The sequence below is a fragment of the Streptomyces resistomycificus genome, from assembly GCF_001514265.1.
GTDB lineage: Bacteria > Actinomycetota > Actinomycetes > Streptomycetales > Streptomycetaceae > Streptomyces > Streptomyces resistomycificus.
Genome location: NZ_KQ948996.1, coordinates 179,094 through 196,176 on the forward strand (window position 1 = coordinate 179,094; position 17,083 = coordinate 196,176).

The following is a 17,083-nucleotide window of genomic DNA, read 5'->3' on the forward strand; positions in this document are numbered from 1 at the left end:
CTCTTCAGTAAACGGTCGGCGTGACCTACCGGGTGTGCGCACCCGTCATGCGCTGTGGTGTGTGGCTGTGCCACCTCAGGCTTGTCGGGGAAGTCAGAGTGCTCGCCGTTGGTCGAGGCGTAGGTCGAGGCGGAGGTCGACCATGTCGTCGCACGGTCAGGGGGAGACGTCGTACCGGCGGTCGCGGCGGTCGCGGCGGTTGTTCCACGGCAACTCCTGCTCGCCCGCTGCCGGCCTGAGGACGTGACTGGCCAGGATGAGTCGAACTCTCAGGTCGGACCGGCGTGTGGGCCGGGGAGCGGCACCGCGACCGCTGCCGCTAAACGGGTTGCGGGGTGAAGGGAAGCAGTTGGTCCGCTCCGGGTTGCACGATGCCGTAGCTGCTCTCGGGGACCTCGTTCCAGGCACCGGGCAGATCCCCCAGGGGCTCGGACACGATGAGGCGGGTCTCGTCCGAGACCTCCCGCAGGAACGCCATGTCGGGGTGGAGTGCGCGCAGGGTCTGTACCCGCGTGCTGTAGTACAGCGAGCGCGACGTCTTCTGGCTGGAGTAGCGGAAGGCCCACAGCCCTTGACCGTTCGTCACGGCGATGGTCATCTGCAGCGGGAAGTCCACGCCGTGCTCGCGCCCCGTCCGCTCCACCAGCCCGGCCATCCGGGCGACGGCGCCCGGCGGGTCCTCCTCCAGGCCGAGGGTGAGCGCCAGGAAGAACATCAACTCGGAGTCCGTGGATCCCTCGATGCCGGCGAAGAGCGTCGGGTCGACGGCCAGCGTGAGGTCTCTGCGGATGAGGTGGAAGTCGGTGATGGCACCGTTGTGCATCCACATCCAGCGGCCGTGGCGGAAGGGGTGGCTGTTGGTCTGCTGCACCGCGGTACCGGTCGAGGCCCTGATGTGAGCGAAGAACAGCGGCGAGTGGATGTGGTCGGCGATCTCCCGCAGATTGCGGTTGCTCCACGCCGGGCCGGTGTCGCGGAAGATCGCGGGGGTGTCGATGTGCGGTGCGTACCAGCCGACGCCGAACCCGTCGCCGTTGGTGGTCTCGACTCCCAGCCGCGAGTGCAGGCTCTGGTCGATCAGTGAGTGGGCCGGTTTGTAGAGGATGGTGTCGAGGAGGACGGGCGTTCCTGAGTAGGCGAGCCACCGGCACATCGACTACCACCTTCCTGGTGCGCGGCTGTCGAAGCCAGGATGCGCACGGCACCAGCTGGGGGATGAGCGGTTCCCCGGGGGCGTCGGATCGGAGTTCGACCGGTACGCACCGCGGTCCCGCCCGCTGCGTGGTCCCGGTGTGGGGTCGGACGGTGTTTCCATGGTCGTGCGCCGAGCCGTTGATCGCCATACGGCGGAGACCGGGGCGGCATTCGCGCGTAGGGCAGGTCAGCCGGGGCGGCATTCGAGCGTACGGCAGGGCAGCCGGGGCGTAGGGGTCAGGGGCGCCGCCCGTAGCGGCAGGCGGGCCCGGGCCCTGCCCCTCACGGGCGCGGTGCATGCGCGGGAGCGCCCCGGGTCTCGACGGGTCGAAAGCAGCCGTGCGACGCGCTGCCGCGACGCGTTGCGGAGCCGCGCCCAGGGCCGCGCCCAGGGCCGCGCCCAGGGCCGCGAGCAGACCCGAGCGCGACCCGTCAGCGATGGCGGCGGGCGTTGAGCCGGGCGGCCTGGCGTGTCAGGTGGTCGCGCTCGGCGAGGTTGGGTGCCTTTCGGGCCGCCTCGGCATACAGCCGTGCGGCCGTCGTCAGGTCGCCGTCGCGTTCGTGGAGGTAGGCAGCGACCGCGGTGTGGCGGGGGAGTGTGTCGTCCAACGCCGCGAGGGCCGCCAGGCCGGCGCGCGGCCCGTCGGCCTCGCCGACGGCCACCGCGCGGTTGAGTCGGACGACCGGGTTGCCGGTCAGGTGCGCGAGCTCGTCGTACCACTCGACGATCTGCACCCAGTCGGTCTCCCCGGCGGTGGGCGCGTCGGCGTGGAGTGCCGCGATGGCGGCCTGGGCCTGGAACTCGCCCAGCCGGTCTCGGGCGAGGGCCGCCTGGAGGATCTCGACGCCCTCGGCGATGGACTCCGTGTCCCACCGGCCGCGGTCCTGCTCGGCGAGCGGTACCAGGCTGCCGTCGGGTGTGGTCCGGGCGGCGCGCCGGGCGTGGTGGAGCAGCATGAGGGCGAGTAGCCCCGCCACCTCCGGGTGGTCGACGGCGACCGCGAGCTGTCGGGTGAGCCGGATGGCTTCGGCGGCGAGGTCGACGTCGCCGGAGTAGCCCTCGTTGAAGACCAGGTACAGGACGCGCAGCACGGTGGCCACGTCGCCGGGCTGTTCGAACCGCACTCCGGAGACGGTGCGCTTGGCGCGGCTGATCCGCTGGGCCATGGTCGCCTCGGGCACCAGGTAGGCCTGGGCGATCTGGCGGGTGGTCAGCCCGCCGACCGCACGCAGGGTGAGCGCGACCGCGGACGACGGTGTGAGCGACGGGTGGGCGCACAAGAAGTAGAGCTGGAGCGTGTCGTCCGCCGAGGGTGCGGGCCCGGGCGCCGGCTCCTCGTCGACGAGGTCCTCCCGTCGGCGCCGGGAGGCGTCCGCCCGGGTCGCGTCGAGGAATCGGCGCCAGGCCACGGTGACCAGCCAGCCCTTCGGATCTCGCGGCGGGTCGGCCGGCCAGACCCGGACGGCCTCGACCAGCGCGTCCTGCACGGCGTCCTCGGCCGCCGCGAAGTCGGCTCCGCGGCGGACGAGGATGGCGAGGACGCTCGGCGTGAGGCTGCGGACGAGGGCCTCGTTCATCGTTGAGGTCACTCCGTGATGGTGGGCGGCGCGGTCAGGAACGGGCGTACCTCGAGCCACTCGTGGATCGGCTTCCCGCCCGCTCCGGGGGCGGCCGACAGCTCGCCGGCCAGTTCCAGGGCACGCTCGTGGTCGTCGACGTCGATCACCATCCAGCCGGCAATGAGGTCTTTGGTCTCGGCGAACGGGCCGTCGGTGACCGGCGGGCGCCCCTCGCCGTCGTACCGGACCCATGTCCCCTCGGGGGCGAGCGCCTGACCGTCGACGAACTCGCCCGTCCCCTCTAGCCGCGCCGCGAAGTCGCTCATGTACTGCATGTGGGCCGAGATCTCCTCCTGTGTCCACTGGTCCATGGGCACGTTGTTCACAGGAGCAGGGGCGCCGCGGTAGTGCTTGAGCAGCAGGTACTTGGCCATGGTGCTTCTCCTCGGTGCTGGTGCGGTCCATTGTGGTCGCGTTCACTGCTGGGACGGAGCCGATCGCGCGTTCTCGACATCGCCGCGGAACTTTTTTGCGCCGCTCGCAGATGGACCTGGGCGGGCCGTCGCGCGGTGTCCGGGTCAGGGAGTGGCGTGAAGGCGGGGCCCCGCGGGCTGCCGCCGTTCGCTCATCCGGGTGCCGCGCCGACTGCGGACCGTGGCGACGGGCGGGCTGTGGTCGACGGGCGGGCTGTGGTTGACGCGAGGGCTGTGGTCGACGCGCGGACCGTGGTCGACGCGCGGACCGTCGTCGACGTGCGGACCGTCTTCGCGGAGCCTTCCTGCCTGCGGTCTTCGAAGCCCCGCCCCACCCCGCCTTCCCCGGCCGCGGGTGCTGCGCAGGCCGACGTCTGGGTCAGCGCACGATGGTCCCGGAATCGGCCGCGATGAGCGCGACAGACGCTCTGACCGCGTCCAGTGCCGCTGCTCGTTCCTGGTCGGTCATGCGAGCCGGTCCATAGGTGACCACGGGGTCGAGTACCTGGAAGCCGACGAACTCCAGCATCCCTCGATGGATGTGGAACAGGAAGTCGTCCATCGAGCCGAACGCGCCGCCAGGCCGGAACGACTCACTGGGCCCGCCGGTCGTGAACAGCAGCATCGCTCGCTTCTCGGCGAGTGCCGCGTCGCCGAAGAGTCCGTAGTCCCCGCCGAAGACCGCGCCCATCACGAAGACCCGGTCCACCCAGCCCTTGAGGATGGCGGGCAGCGAGAACCACCACAGGGGGAACGACAGGACGAGGAGATCAGCGGCGAGCAGGCGATCGAGATGTGTCTTGACGGTCGCGTCGAGCGTCCCGTTCTCGACCGCGCGCATCTGCTCGGCCTGCGGCTTGAAGTGACCTTCCGCCGGTGCGAACTCCTCACGGGCGAGAGTCGGGGCCCACGCATCGGCGTAAAGGTCCAGGACGTCGACCCGGTACCCGGCATCGCGCAGCGCCTGAGCCGCTGTGGCCATCTGGGCGGTGCTGAACGAATGGGGCTCGGGGTGGGCGTGAACGATCAGAGCGGTGGGAGCGGCGTCCAAGGGCGACATGACGAGATCATATCGACGTATTGCGATACGTCAATCAGAGGGTCGTGTCGATCGCTCGGGCCAGCTGTGCAAGCCGCTGTTCGTCGCGCCGATAGTGGGTCCACTTGCCCACCCGGGTGGGACGCACGAGCCCCGCCCGTTCGAGCGTGCTCATATAGCTGGAGACCGTCGACTGAGCGAGGCCCGACTTCGCCTGGATGTGCGTGACGCACACGCCGACCGAACGGCGATCCGCGATCGGTTCGTACTCGCCGAAGTGCGCGTCTGGATCCTTCAGCCACTGCATGATCTGCAGGCGGGCAGGGTTGCCGAGGGCCTTGAACACCTCGATCAGGTCGCCCGGATCCGATCCCGCAGTCGCGGCCATGGGCCACCTCTCTCGTCGCCAGACACTCCGACACACCACGATATCTCGATATCAACTCACGGTGATCGGGACGCTCGGCAGGCCCATCGGCGTCCCCGCACCGCGCGGCATGGGCAGTGCGGATGCCGGGAGACCCGAGAGCAGGGGTACGGCTCCCGGTCGGGGTGAGCCCGGCGGCCCGGCGCAGATGCCTCACCCGCGGCCGTCACGTCCGACGTCACTCCCGCGCGAAGCATCCTCGATTCGAGTGCTTCCGGCCCGGTGTGGTTTGGCCGACACCTTGAGGAATCATGAAAGGGCGCTGTCATCGGCTGCGCGGAACCGAGTATGCATTCGGCGGAACGACCCCGAATCCGGCCTCTCCGCCCCATGATCCCAGCCCGCAATGATGCACGGCTGAGAGAGATCAAGACAGGGAAAGCGCCTGTGACATTCGCTCTGGCGCTCTGAAATACTTGAGGTAGAGTGCGCCACTCGAGCGGCGCCGACCGCTGTGGTTTTCGCACACGCACGGAGTTCTTGCCTTGTTCGGAGCACAAAGATCGCCGATGGAAATATTCTCCCGTTCCGGATCCGTATCCCGCAGGTCGATGCTGGCGTTGGCGTCACTCCCCCTTCTGGCCGCGGGAGTTCGCCCCTCTCGCGACAGCGGCAAGGTGCTCGTGGCGGACTACCCCACGCTCCAGCAAGCGGCCAACGCCGCCGCCGGGAAGCGCCTCGTCTTCCCGGCGGGCAAGACGTACACGGTCACGTCGCTGTCCATCCCGGCCGGCTGCTACGTCGAGGGCAACGGTTCCACCCTGCGGTTCCCGGACAACTCGACCACGTCGGCGACGCACAGTGACGAAATCGTGGCGGTTCGTGGATCCGGCGTCACGATCGACCACCTCACGTTCGATGGGCGCGCCGCGAACCAGGGGGTCACCTGGTCCCAGTACCGCCACTGCGTGCGGATCCATGGAAGCCTCAGCAACGTGATCGTCAAGAACTGCGATTTCAGGAACATCATCGGCGACGGTGTCTACGTGAACCTCGGGAGTTCCGCCAAGAATTGCACCATCGGGCCGAACAACAGCTTCACGTCCGACTACTCCAACCGGAACGGTGTGTCCATCATCACCGGCACACAGATCGAGGTGCACAACAACACCTTTGTCAGGTGTTCGCGTTCCGGGATGCCTGGTCCCATCGACCTCGAGCCGAATACCTCCACGGACACCCTCTCCGACGTGTTCATTCACCACAACACGATCGTGGGCGGCTCGGCGGCAGGTACGGGCACGTTGCCTGGAATTGTCTACAGCGGCTTCCAGAACGCGGCGTCCAGCAACGTCAACATCCACGACAACGACATCAGTGGCACCAGGTTCACGGACGGCGTCCTGATCATCGGTATCAACGGCGGTCCGTTCAACGCCGCGAAGAACGTGAACGTCTTCAACAACAACATCCACGACATCGGGTACGCGAACAGGTTCGGCGTCGGCATCAACTACTACATCGGCGCGAACGTGTACGACAACACGTTCAGCGGCATGCAGTGGGCCATCTACAACTACAAGGGTGCTTTGGGCACGTCGACCGGCAACGAGTTCATCGGAGTGGCAACAGCCATCACCAATGACGATCCGCACTTCGCGTAGCCGAGGACCGCGGAAGACGAACGCGCCCAGGAGTTGTCCCGCGACCGCGGGCGGTGGGCGGCTGTGGAGCTGCCGGGCGTCAGAGGAAGCAGAGTTCGACGTCCTTCTCCAGGGGTGCTCTCCGCCGAAGCCCCACATCTCGGAGAGAGCGAACCCCTCAGCCTGTGCCAGCTGCTCGGAATGCGGCGTAGCCGCTGTAGGACCGACGCGGTACGCCGAGGCCGGGTGGGCCGGCACGATCGAGTGCCGATCCGGGCACGCGTCCGTCAGGCGCCGGACCTGCTCCGGAGCGGTGCCGGTCGGAGCGTACGAGGCGGATCCGCGGGAGTCCTGCCCGGAGCCGGTCGCGCGAGCGGCGTCGAAGGTCGGCGTCAGCGCGGACGCGGTGGCGCGTCACCGTCACTCCCTTGCGGGCGGCGTCTCCGCGTCGTCGACGGGGATGCCCAGTCGGCCGGCCACCATGGTGAGGGCGGTTCCCAGGGGGAGCGCCACCCGGGTGAGGGCGTGTGGGTCGCCCCGGGTCGGGTCCCGGTTGACGATCAGCACGGGCTTCCCGGCCTGGGCTGCCTGACGGACGAACCGGAGCCCGGACATCACCGTCAGTGAGGAACCCAGGACCAGCAGCGAGGCCGCCTCACGGACCAGTCCGCGGCAGTGCTCGACCCGCGACGGCGGAACGGCTTCGCCGAAGAACACCACGTCCGGTTTGAGGATGCCCCCGCAGACCGTGCAGGGCAGCACGCGGAAGTCGCCGACCTGTTCGTCGGTGAGGTCGGCATCGCCGTCCGGGTTGATTCCGGTGGCCACCGGCTCGAAGCCCGCGTTTGCCTCCTCCAGCCGCCGGGCCAGTTCGCGGCGCGGACTGAAAGCGCCGCAGGAAAGGCAGAGGACTCGTGCCAGGCTTCCGTGGAGTTCCACGACGCCCTCGGTGCCGGCGGCCTGGTGCAGGCCGTCGACGTTCTGGGTGATCACGCCCGAGAGAAGGCCGTGGCGTGCGAAGGCCGCCACGGCCTGGTGTCCGGCGTTGGGGCGGGCGCGGCCGAAGGTGCGCCAGCCGAGGTGGCTGCGCGCCCAGTACCGGCGCCGGGCTTGGACGCTCGCGGTGAAGTCCTGGAAGGTCATCGGGGTGTGCCGGCTCAGGCTTCCGCCCTCGCCCCGGTAGTCGGGGATGCCCGACTCCGTGGAGATGCCCGCCCCGCTGAGCACCAGCACGCCACCCGTGCTCAGCAGACCGGCGACCGGCGCCAGATCTGTGGTGCCCGGGGGCAGGTCCGCGGCAGGGGTCCAGCTCACGGTAGGGCGCATGCGCATGCCGCCAGGGTACGGAAGGAACGGCCTGCACCCCCCGTTTCCGCCGGCGATGGCTGTGGGCTCGGATGCTGCCGCGCACGATCCGCCCGGGGGAGTGGTGTCCCGCGGACCGGGCTTCGGTGCTTTCTGCGGTATGGCGGCGGTGCTGAAAACGGTGGCGGACGACCAGGAGCAGGTCGCGGCGGGCTGATCTGACGTACGGATGAGCTGCCGATGCCGCCGTCCGCGTGGTGTGAGGCCCGTAGTGCAACCGGCCAGTGCCCGGACCGCCTCCTGGCAAGCAAGACCGGTACCCCTCACGCGAGGAGATCCTCTTGACTGCCACAGCCTCCGAGTCCGCCGCCCCGCAGGCATTCTTCGACCCTTACGCCTGTGACGTGCCCAGCACCCCGTACTGGGAGCCGGCGCCGCAGTCCAAGCAGGACGACTACCTGCTGCCGCCCCCGAACCCCGCCCAGCGCCTCGACATCGCGGTCGGCCCGCGTGACCGGCGGCGCCTGGACCTGCACGCAGCCCTCACCACGGCCGGCGTCCCACCCCAACTCGAGGACCGGGAAGCCATCGACCACCTCAGCGCCCTGCCCGACAGCATCAACACCACCATCCAGCGCTGGATCCAGCACACCACACAAGCCTGGTCCGTCTACTAGGCCAACGGCCGCACCCGCCATGGACTCATTGCCTTCGCGCCGCCCCTCCACTTCAGCCTCCGACCAGGACCTGTGGCATGGGAGTGCCGACCGCGATCCGCTGGGCAGCTCACACGTCCCCGGCCGGGCACGGTCTGTTCGCCGGCGCTCCACGTAGCCGAGCGGCGTCGAGAGCTGTTCGGGGTGCTGTGGCCTCATCCGCAGCACCCCGAACTCCTACTTTGCCAACGCGTAACCGGAGAGAACGCCTCCCGCCAGCGCGACTCCGGCGTGCAGCAGCGCCCACCACACGTAGAGACGGAAAGCGACCTCTATCCGCCACTGCGTCGTGCCGGGCGGATACGGGCCACTTCCGCGGCCACCGCTTCAGACGGCACTCCGGCCATGGCCGCCCATGCGACCCAGCCATCGGCCCGCAGTCTCGCCCACGGTTCATGAATGGGGGTGTCGCTGTCGGCTGCGAGGAAGGTCAGCCCCGCCCTGGTCACGCGAAGTCGAGCTCCGTCCCAGGCCACTGGTGCCTTCTTCAGCAGAGCGTGGATCCCGAAACCGGCAAGGGGCAGCGCGAGCAGTTCAGTTGCTCCGTCGATGGCCCCGAGCAGAGCGATCCACCCGCCGAGCGCCGCGCCGCCCAGCAGTAGCCACCCGGCACAGTGCCGTGCCCGTGAGGCGGTACGTTCCCGCAGCCATCCGCTGCTGTCGGGGCGCCAGTGGTCCGAGCCCCCGCACGGGACCTGGTCCGGGCTCACCTCGTACCGTGTCAGGGGCGGTTCGGTCACGTTGGGTCCCTTGCGGAAGGGCAGGCGCGCCGACGGCGTGCGAAACCGCCCCGCCGAGCAGTGGGTCAGGGCGGCGGCGACCGCTTGCTCGTCGGCGCCGATCAGGTGCAGATCGGTGATGGCATAGCGGTCGCGGTACCAGAAGAACCTCTTGGGCGTACCCGGCTCGGGAGCCGCGCCGTTGAGCGGCACGGCGGTGAGCACCCGGGTGCCTGGCGCTGACTGGATCTCCACGGTGGTGAGGGACTCCCAGTCCCAGAGCCAGCGGCCGACCGCTGGACTGGCGAGGGATATTCCGGTGCGGTCGACACGCAGGGTGGGAAACCCGGCTGCCGTGAGGATCATGCGCAGTACCCCGTACGGAAGGACCAGCGCGAGGCCGGCCAGCGGAATCCAGTGCCAGGGGGAGGGGAGCGCGACAACGCCGAAGGTAAGCAGGCCCGCGAACAGGAACGGTCCGACATTGTGTCCGAGAGACCGCCCCAGCCGTAGACGCAGGGTCGGCGTGTATGTCATCGGACTGGCCGGTGCGGCAGCCGCAGCACGCACCGGGTCTGGGCGACACCCTGTCCCCACGACGTCGAGCTCGCGCAACGCGGCCGCGGTATGACGTACCCGCCTGGCCCTGCGGATCAGCCCAAGTGGCCGCAGTGCGCGCAGTGCTCCGTCGTCGTCGAGGGTGAACAGCGCTCCTTCGTACCGGTAGGGAGGGAGGCGAAGGCCGATCTGGGCGGCTGCCTGCACGGCCCGGTCCCATTGCGCCGCATGGTCGCGGTAGTGCTCCCCGCCGTCGTACTTCCGAACGAACGGCCGCCCGAGGTAGGGCTGGGTCACGTACCGCATGCGGGGATCGAGCGGGAGTTCCGGCATGACGAAGAGCGTGCGGCTCAGCGCCCCGTGATCGAGGAGCCATTTCATCTCCCACAGGGTTCCGGGATTCGCCGCCGGGACGAGAACGATCAGCGAGGCGGTCTCGGCCAGCCGCATGACCGGCTGCTGCCAGTCGTCGTCGGCCAGGACGACCCTTCCAGCACCGATCAGCACATCTCCCTCCCGGCCTGCCCCGATCAACGGCAGGTCGCCCGGAAGCGCCGCGTACAGCAGGGTCTCCAGATCCTGATGGACGGGGAAGCCGGAACTGTGAGGGCCCGTCGAGGCGGGCTGGCTCGCGAGGCGGTCCGTGGAGTCGAAGGGGCGTAGGTAGACCGCGAATCGCGGGCGCTGCCCGAGAGGTTGGCCGGTGCGCAACGCCTCGATGAAGTCGATGGCCCGCCCGGCGAGACGGTTGGCCTCGGCGTCCCGCCGCCACTGCTCCCTGCGGACGTCCCGCCGTGAGCTGCGGTAAAACAGCCAGTTCGTCAACATGAGCGAGGCCAGCACTCCGTAGCCGACGCCGCTGCGGCCGACTACCGGTTCGCCGAACAGCGGCAGCAGGTAGAGCGGGGTCGGCGCCGCCAGGCAGATCAGCCAAGTGAGCAGGGATACCGGCACTTTGTGGCTGCGACGGAAGACCGAAACGGCCCAGAGGCAGAAGATGACCGTGGCCGTGCAGTAGATGGACGCGACGGTCCGGTTGGCCGCCCAGGGTAAGTAGTCGATCGCATCAGCGGTGAGCACGGTGTTGGTGACATCGAGCAATGTCGTTCCTCCCCCGAGGCGGCGATCGGCGCGCTGCGCAGCACGCCTGCTCATCGTGCCCCGGGACCGGCGGGCGGGCAGGGGGCGCATAGTGGTGTTCGCCGGGCGTGCTCCGACGAGGGGCGCGCGCCTCGCTGATGCACGGGACCTACGACGGGTGGTCGCCGAATCGTGAAGGCCATGGCCGAGCAGCCATCCGGACTCGGCCGGGCCGCCCGCACGCTCACGCCGCGCAGTTCGGCTTCTGGATTCCTGCCCCGACTCCGCGGCGTGCCGGGGAAGTCGCACCACGGTGCCCTCGAAGGCTGAGCTTCTTGCCCTGGCCGCCCTGACGGGGCAGGTCAGCGGGTGGTTTCGACGTACGCCGCGAGGTTGGCCAGCGAGGAGGCGATGCCGGCCTCGTGAGCGGCTTGGTCGATGCCGGGTGGCATGTGTGTGGCGACGACGGTCACCTCGGTCCCGTCGTCGGTGCCGACGAGGTGCCAGGTCATGGTCATGGTGCCGGCGTAGGACGGGTCGTCGGCCTCGAACACCGCCTGCTGCACCACGCGCTGTGGTGGAGTCAGGTCGGCGAACGTGATGTCGACGACGTCCGTCGCCTCTGACGTCTTGCCGGGGCTGTCGGCCGGGTCGAGGTAGGTGAGGACCATCCGGAACCCGCCACCGGGCCGAGGATCCCACCGCTGGATTTGCCCGCGCATGCCCTCCGGTGGCAACCAGGCTTCGAGGGAGTCCCGGTCGAGAAGGGCGTCGTAGACAGTCGCCGGTGGGGCGGCGATCACTCTGCCGGCACGGTCGGTCCTGCTCATGAGCCGATTCTAGGACCTCGTCTGCGCCTCAGGCTCCACATGTCCGCCGGCCCAGAGCCCAGCCCTGTGGCATCACTCTTTCCGGCACAGCTCTGTCAGAACTCCGGATGGCGGCCATGGAGGGAATCTGTCGTGACGGGAGTAGACATGGAGGTGCTCAAGGGTTACTGTTTCTGCTGTACTCAGGAAGTCGAAGAGGGCGCGGCAGAGACGAACTGCCGCGCAGGCAGGTGAAAGCAGGACGCTGCCCCGTTGGGGCGGCGAGCACTACCCGCGGTACAAGCAGCACAACCGAGTAACCGAAAGTAAGGAGCAGACGCCATCAGGATCGCCCGGGCGAGGAAGAAGTCCGCTCGGGTACCGCAGGCCCCGGAATGGAAGGTGGTCCCCGGTCACGCATCCGCGATCCTCGCAGTCCCGCCCTCCCAGGTGGAACCTGCGGAAGCAGAGACCGGCGCAGTCAGCCGGTAGATGGTGTTGAAAGCTCGGGGCCCGGGTGCTGATACGGCACTCGGGCCCCCCGACGCGTCCCCTGGAAGAAGAGGTCTATGCCCTCTCGTAGTACCCGTTCCGTCGACCCTCTCGACGACGATGACTACCCCGCCTACACCATGGGCCGGGCCGCCGAAATGCTCGGCACCACCCCCGGCTTCCTTCGCGCCCTCGGCGAACACCGCCTGATCACCCCCTTGCGCTCCGAAGGCGGCCACCGCCGCTACTCCCGCTACCAGCTGCGCATCGCAGCCCGTGCCCGGGAACTCGTCGACCAGGGCACCTCGATCGAGGCCGCCTGCCGCATCGTCATCCTCGAAGACCAGCTCGAAGAAGCCCAGCGCATCAACCAGCAACTGCGCAGTCAGGACAGCGAGCCACGGCCGAAGGCCACGGTCTGATCAGAACGCCGGGCGGCAGGTGAACTCCGACCGTCCGGCGGGCAGCGCCCAGCAGAGGCGACGGGCGGCAGAGGGTCACCGACCGCTGCGAGTAAACGCGATGGCAAAACAGCTGTCAGGCGGCGAGACTGCGCTGGTGAACACCCTGCCACCGTCGCCCGGCCCGCCTGCTCCACACGTGAGCGGAACTCAACCCGCAGACCCACTCGCCCGGCTGTGGGAGGAACACGAGCGAGCCCTGTTCCCCGCAGGCTTCCGGGGCGCGGACATCGAGAACGTGGAGCTGGTCCTCGTGGACGCCGACGTCGCCGGCCTCGTCCAGCGAGAGCTGAACGGCGGACTCGACGACAGCGGCGTGTCCCTCCTCTGGGCGTGCGTCGCCGACCTCGGCAAAATCGTTCCCCTGATCGACGACGAGTACTGCGCCTCCTACTTCGCGCGACTCCTGGCGATGGCCAAAATGGCAGCGGTGCGGTGCAGCCCTACCGCGACCTGACCCGCACGGGTCGAGACAGGCTTGGAGCTCCGCACGACGCTGTCAGGGGGCGACTCGGCCCTTCGATCCATAAATCGGACAGATCTCAGCCGTTTCAAGCCGTATGCGATTGCGGGTGAGCGGGTACGTTGCCCGGGCATGAGTGCCTACGACGATTGGAGGTCGCTGCCATGAACTTCGTACCGGTGGAGCACACCGTGGAGCGGCTGGCGCTGCTGACCTTGGAGGAGGCGCACGACATGCTCGCGATGGCGCTGGCTGTCACCCGGGACGGCGGGCCCGTGTCTGCGGAAGCGGGGCGCCTGGGACGGGAGATCGCTGCCCGGATCCCGTCCGAGAACTGACCGCAGCGAGCCTGCGGTTGGGCGATCAGCTCAGCCCGGGTGCCGCCTGCTGAAGCTGACCGGCGACCGGATCTCGCCCGGCCTTCACCGGCAAGCCGCGCACCGACCCACTCAGCATGGAGAGCCTGGGTGAGGTAGATGCCAGCCGCATCTACGGCAAGTCAGCCATTCCTGTGTGGACGCCCGATGACCCACCGGCTCCTGCCCGATTCATCGAGCCCAGGGCGAGGACCCCTGCGCCTCGGGCAGCCGCAGCGCGGTGACGAGCCGGGCGTATTGCGCGGTGGCCGGCTCGTCGAGCGCGCCACCGAGCCAGCCGGCGAGATGCGCACGTCGTCGGGGGGCGTACCCGGCCGGACTCCCAGGTGGCGATGTACGCGCCGGCCGGGAGTGGCTTCGAGCGGGCCGAGGCCGCCCGGTCCCGCACGTCGCGGTGCGGCCGTGTGCGAGAGGGCCGAGGAGAGGGCCGCGGTGGGAAAGGTGCCGGCTGCGGGAGGTTCGGCGTCGACGGTCACTCCGCGGAGGCGTACGGCGCCTTGGGGCGGCGGCGTGAACCTGTTCGCCGCGACGTGGCAAGTACAGGGTGTGAACACCCACCACCATCCTGACACCCACCGACCCCACCAACGGACGGACTGTCCATGACCGACCTGGCCGGCGGCGACGCCGAGCTCATCGCGGCCTCACTCGAGGAACCCGAGCGTTTCGCGGCGCTCTTCGACCGTCACGCCCCGGCGATCCACCAGTACGTCACTCGACGGCTCGGCCGGGACGCGGCCGACGACGTGACCGCCGAGACGTTTCTGACGGCCTTCCGGATACGGGCCCGGTTCGACCCGGCCCGCGCCGGCGTCCGGCCCTGGCTGTACGGCATCGCCGCCAAGCAGATCGGCCGGCACCGCCGGGAGGAGGTCAGGGCGTTGAAGCTGCTTGCCCGCACCGGCCACGACCCGGTCGCCGACAGCTGGACCGACTCCGCCGACGACCGCCTCGCCGCCGAGGCCGCCGCCCGCCCACTGGCCGGGGCGCTGGCCCATCTCTCCGCGGGCGACCGGCACGTCCTGCTGCTCTTCGCCTGGGCCGACCTCGGTTACCAGGAGATCGCCGAAGCCCTCGACATTCCCGTCGGCACCGTCCGCTCCCGCCTCAACCGCGCCCGCCGGAAGCTGCGTACCGCGGCCGGTGCGGCCGGCGGCCCCCTCATCGAAGCTCGCATACACGAAGGTGACCCCGCATGAACGAGCTCTCCGAACTCCGCGGCCTGCGTGCCGACGCACCCCTTCCCGACGCCGACCGCCTCGCCGCGCCGCAGGCCCGGCTCACCGCGGCGTTCCGGCAGGAGACCCACCCTGAGCGTGCCGCCCTTCCCAGGCGCCGGATGATCCTGGTCGGCGCCGCCACCGCAGGGGCCCTCGCCGTGACCGCCGGGATCGTCGCGACCCTGCCCGAGGACAGTACCCGCGCCTCCGCGAGGAAGGGCCCCCAGGTGTTGTCGGCAGGCGCCTCCGCCGACGCCCTCGAACTGGCCGCCGCGACCGTCGAGAAGCACGACGGCACCGAACCCGGCCCGAAGCAGTGGGTGTACGAGAAGAGCACCGTCTTCGGCCAGGGCAAGCCGCGGACCAGCGAGGAGTGGACCCGCTGGGACGGCACCGGGCACGCCAATCTGCCCGGCATCGCCCCGGCCGGTGACATCTCGGACTTCGACCCGGACAAGCTCCAGGTCTGGTACGGCCCCAACCAGGAGGAGAAATGGAAGAAGGAGGGCTACGACGACCGCTCCCAGCGGCAGTTCTACCGCTTCCTCGCCACCCTCCCCGGTGACCCGGACCGCATGATGAAGCGCATCCGCGAGGAGCACGCCATCGACTCCATCGAGGGGGAGACGCGCGCGCAGCGCGACTGGCGGGAGATCGACGTCCTGTACCGGTCGGTGCTGATCCCGCCGAAGGTCCAGGCGGGCCTGTTCCGGGCGCTCGCGAAGATCCCCGGCGCCCGGGTGACGACCGGCGTGAAGGACCCGCTCGGCCGTGCGGCGATCGGTGTGAGCGTGAACTACGCCGAGAAGATCCCGTCGGGCTGGCAGGGCAAGCAGGAGATCTTCTTCGATCCCGAGAGCTACGCCTACCTCGGGCAGACCAAGGCTGACGGGAAGATCGTCAGCGCCCGTGACGCCTGGGGCGTCGTCGACAAGCCCGGCGCCCGCCCCTGAGCACACGCGGGGGGCGCCCGGAATGACACCGGGCGCCCTCGTCGTCGTACCGGAAGCCGCTACTCGGCGGCCGCGTCCGCGGCCTGGGCCTTCAGTGCGCTGGAGAACGGCCTTGCTCCTCCGCGGCAATGGGCGGCTCACCTCCGTTCCGGAGTGCGCGGGACCCGGCTGAGGAACTCCATAACGTGGTCGGCGAGAGGTGTCCTGCTGGTGCTGATGCTGATGCGGAAGGTGGCGCTCTGGGCCACGGTCGGCTGCTAGGGAAAGGGGTGCTGGATGTGCTGCGTCCTCTGTGGCATCGCACGCGGATGACGGAGGCCGGCAGGTTTTCGCGACCGGCGTGCTCCGGCCGGGGGAATTCGGGTGACACCCCCGGGTGTGGGCCTCGGTGCGCGGACGGCGGCGCTGCCATCGTGTACGACTGACGCCCAGTAGAGCCTGTGTGGAGGCCACCCCATGCCCATCAGTCAGTCGGTCGGCCGGAACGGCGCGAATCTGCGGCGTGAAGTGCAGTACGTCCAAGCGCTGCTCAACGTCTTCCGCGCCGAGCGCGGTCAGACCGTGCTGGACCTCGATGGACTCGTCGGCCCCAGAACGATCGGGGCGATCGAGGAGTTCCAGACCGCTGTGACGGGCGTCGTCGACGGCCGGGTCGATCCCGGAGCGCAGGCCATCACGGCGCTCGAAGGGCAGACGGCGGGGGTGCTCGACGAGCTGCGCACCGTCACCATGTTCGCGCTGCTGCTTTCCCACCGGCCGGTCGAGGAGGAGCCTCCGGTCGTGGAGGACCCGGTGCTCGACGACGCCGAGCTGCAGACCCTCGTACAGTCGATCTTCGCGGAGTAGGAGCGCAGGCCGTGGATCCGACCGAAGAACTCATCCTGGAGCTTTCCCAGGCCCTTCTCGCACTCTTCAACTCCTCACGCGGTGCGATGCACGGCATCTACCAGGGTTCGCACGAGGCCGCGCTGTTCGAAGCCCAAGGCGGGGTCATCGGCCCCGGCGGCTTCAACCACCTCGGGGACGTGCTGAACACGGCCCGCAACATCCAGAGCAACCGTGACGCGGCCGAGCTGGCCCTGAACCGCTTGCAGGGCGTTGGACCCGCGCTCGGCGTGCGCGTACGCAGCCTGTGCGACCCGGCCCTCAAGCTTGCGGACGACTACCTGAGGATCGCCCGGGAGACGAACAACGCGGCTACTGTGCTGCGGCAGACCGATCCCACCCGCCTTCAGGGGGTCGTGCTCGGGCAGGGCGGCCTCGGTCCCGAGATCGGCCGCACCCCGCAGGCCCTCGTCACCAACCAGCTGAACGCCATGTCTGCGCAGCTGACAGCCCGGGGAATCGAGCCCCGACTGATCCCCTCCACCCAGTCCGCCCTCCAGCCCGTGGTCAACTCCATCCGGCAGTTGCCCCTCAACGGCCGGGAGGCCGCGGCGAAGCTGGCCGGGGTGCTCACCGCGATGCGTGCGCTGATCAGCCAGACCGCCGTGCAGGCCGGGGTGATCGGCCGCGCCAGGCTCACCGCCGCGCTGCTCGGCATCGAGACAGCCCTGGTTGAGTTCGGCGCCCGCCTGACCACGCCGATCATCATCATCGACCGCCGCCTGCTCCACCAGCTCATGGGCGTCCCGCACGTCGACGGCGCCTGACA

The 17,083-nt window shown here is 69.5% G+C and carries 17 protein-coding genes; 9 read left to right on the forward strand and 8 right to left on the reverse strand.

The window, feature by feature from the left end:
* Positions 1 to 319: 319 nt before the first annotated feature.
* The 5 genes from AQJ84_RS26875 to AQJ84_RS26895 all read right to left on the reverse strand — a co-directional run bounded on the left by AQJ84_RS26875 (position 320) and on the right by AQJ84_RS26895 (position 4,654).
* Positions 320 to 1,153 (reverse strand): class II glutamine amidotransferase, encoded by an 834-nt coding sequence (locus tag AQJ84_RS26875; protein ID WP_030040639.1) that lies wholly within the window; start codon positions 1,151 to 1,153, stop codon positions 320 to 322.
* Between the two features lie 473 nt (positions 1,154 to 1,626).
* On the reverse strand, positions 1,627 to 2,772 hold the full coding sequence (locus tag AQJ84_RS26880) for an RNA polymerase sigma factor (RefSeq protein WP_030040638.1): 1,146 nt from the start codon (positions 2,770 to 2,772) through the stop codon (positions 1,627 to 1,629).
* An 8-nt stretch (positions 2,773 to 2,780) separates the two neighbouring features.
* Positions 2,781 to 3,188 carry a YciI family protein gene (locus tag AQJ84_RS26885; RefSeq protein WP_053192647.1) on the reverse strand — a complete coding sequence of 136 codons (408 nt, stop codon included), beginning with the start codon at positions 3,186 to 3,188 and terminating at the stop codon, positions 2,781 to 2,783.
* A 418-nt stretch (positions 3,189 to 3,606) separates the two neighbouring features.
* Positions 3,607 to 4,287 carry an NAD(P)H-dependent oxidoreductase gene (locus tag AQJ84_RS26890; protein ID WP_030040636.1) on the reverse strand — a complete coding sequence of 227 codons (681 nt, stop codon included), beginning with the start codon at positions 4,285 to 4,287 and terminating at the stop codon, positions 3,607 to 3,609.
* A gap of 34 nt (positions 4,288 to 4,321) precedes the next feature.
* Complete coding sequence (locus tag AQJ84_RS26895; RefSeq protein WP_030040635.1) at positions 4,322 to 4,654, reverse strand: ArsR/SmtB family transcription factor; 333 nt, start codon at positions 4,652 to 4,654, stop codon at positions 4,322 to 4,324.
* 524 nt (positions 4,655 to 5,178) lie between these two features.
* Here AQJ84_RS26895 and AQJ84_RS26900 point away from each other — a divergent pair.
* A complete protein-coding gene (locus AQJ84_RS26900) occupies positions 5,179 to 6,297 on the forward strand; it encodes a right-handed parallel beta-helix repeat-containing protein (protein ID WP_157875009.1) in 1,119 nt (372 codons plus the stop codon).
* Positions 6,298 to 6,696: 399 nt separating this feature from the next.
* Here the strand turns inward: AQJ84_RS26900 and AQJ84_RS26905 are convergent, their stop codons facing one another.
* Positions 6,697 to 7,608: an NAD-dependent protein deacetylase gene (locus AQJ84_RS26905; RefSeq protein ID WP_030040633.1), complete on the reverse strand. Its 912-nt coding sequence runs from the start codon at positions 7,606 to 7,608 to the stop codon at positions 6,697 to 6,699.
* A 314-nt stretch (positions 7,609 to 7,922) separates the two neighbouring features.
* Between AQJ84_RS26905 and AQJ84_RS26910 the strand changes: the two genes are divergently transcribed.
* The gene (locus tag AQJ84_RS26910) at positions 7,923 to 8,258 is read left to right on the forward strand and encodes a hypothetical protein (RefSeq protein ID WP_225889155.1); all 336 of its coding nucleotides are present in this window, start codon (positions 7,923 to 7,925) and stop codon (positions 8,256 to 8,258) included.
* 311 nt (positions 8,259 to 8,569) lie between these two features.
* Here AQJ84_RS26910 and AQJ84_RS26915 read toward each other — a convergent pair whose 3' ends face one another.
* Together AQJ84_RS26915 and AQJ84_RS26920 are read right to left on the reverse strand one after the other, a co-directional pair.
* On the reverse strand, positions 8,570 to 10,675 hold the full coding sequence (locus AQJ84_RS26915) for a hypothetical protein (RefSeq protein WP_053190217.1): 2,106 nt from the start codon (positions 10,673 to 10,675) through the stop codon (positions 8,570 to 8,572).
* A gap of 341 nt (positions 10,676 to 11,016) precedes the next feature.
* On the reverse strand, positions 11,017 to 11,484 hold the full coding sequence (locus AQJ84_RS26920; RefSeq protein ID WP_030040405.1) for an SRPBCC family protein: 468 nt from the start codon (positions 11,482 to 11,484) through the stop codon (positions 11,017 to 11,019).
* A gap of 548 nt (positions 11,485 to 12,032) precedes the next feature.
* Between AQJ84_RS26920 and AQJ84_RS26925 the strand changes: the two genes are divergently transcribed.
* The 7 genes from AQJ84_RS26925 to AQJ84_RS26955 all read left to right on the forward strand — a co-directional run bounded on the left by AQJ84_RS26925 (position 12,033) and on the right by AQJ84_RS26955 (position 17,081).
* Complete coding sequence (locus AQJ84_RS26925) at positions 12,033 to 12,377, forward strand: helix-turn-helix domain-containing protein (RefSeq protein WP_030040406.1); 345 nt, start codon at positions 12,033 to 12,035, stop codon at positions 12,375 to 12,377.
* Positions 12,378 to 12,555: 178 nt separating this feature from the next.
* Positions 12,556 to 12,873 carry a hypothetical protein gene (locus tag AQJ84_RS26930; protein WP_037802869.1) on the forward strand — a complete coding sequence of 106 codons (318 nt, stop codon included), beginning with the start codon at positions 12,556 to 12,558 and terminating at the stop codon, positions 12,871 to 12,873.
* Positions 12,874 to 13,028: 155 nt separating this feature from the next.
* Positions 13,029 to 13,217, forward strand: a complete 189-nt coding sequence (locus AQJ84_RS43570) for a DUF6417 family protein (RefSeq protein WP_051869891.1) — start codon at positions 13,029 to 13,031, stop codon at positions 13,215 to 13,217.
* 641 nt (positions 13,218 to 13,858) lie between these two features.
* Complete coding sequence (locus tag AQJ84_RS26940; protein ID WP_030040409.1) at positions 13,859 to 14,455, forward strand: RNA polymerase sigma factor; 597 nt, start codon at positions 13,859 to 13,861, stop codon at positions 14,453 to 14,455.
* Complete coding sequence (locus AQJ84_RS26945) at positions 14,452 to 15,429, forward strand: CU044_5270 family protein (RefSeq protein ID WP_030040410.1); 978 nt, start codon at positions 14,452 to 14,454, stop codon at positions 15,427 to 15,429. Before AQJ84_RS26940 ends, AQJ84_RS26945 begins: the two co-directional genes overlap by 4 nt.
* A gap of 456 nt (positions 15,430 to 15,885) precedes the next feature.
* Positions 15,886 to 16,275: a peptidoglycan-binding domain-containing protein gene (locus tag AQJ84_RS26950; protein ID WP_030040411.1), complete on the forward strand. Its 390-nt coding sequence runs from the start codon at positions 15,886 to 15,888 to the stop codon at positions 16,273 to 16,275.
* An 11-nt stretch (positions 16,276 to 16,286) separates the two neighbouring features.
* Complete coding sequence (locus AQJ84_RS26955) at positions 16,287 to 17,081, forward strand: hypothetical protein (RefSeq protein ID WP_030040412.1); 795 nt, start codon at positions 16,287 to 16,289, stop codon at positions 17,079 to 17,081.
* The last annotated feature ends 2 nt before the right edge of the window (positions 17,082 to 17,083 follow it).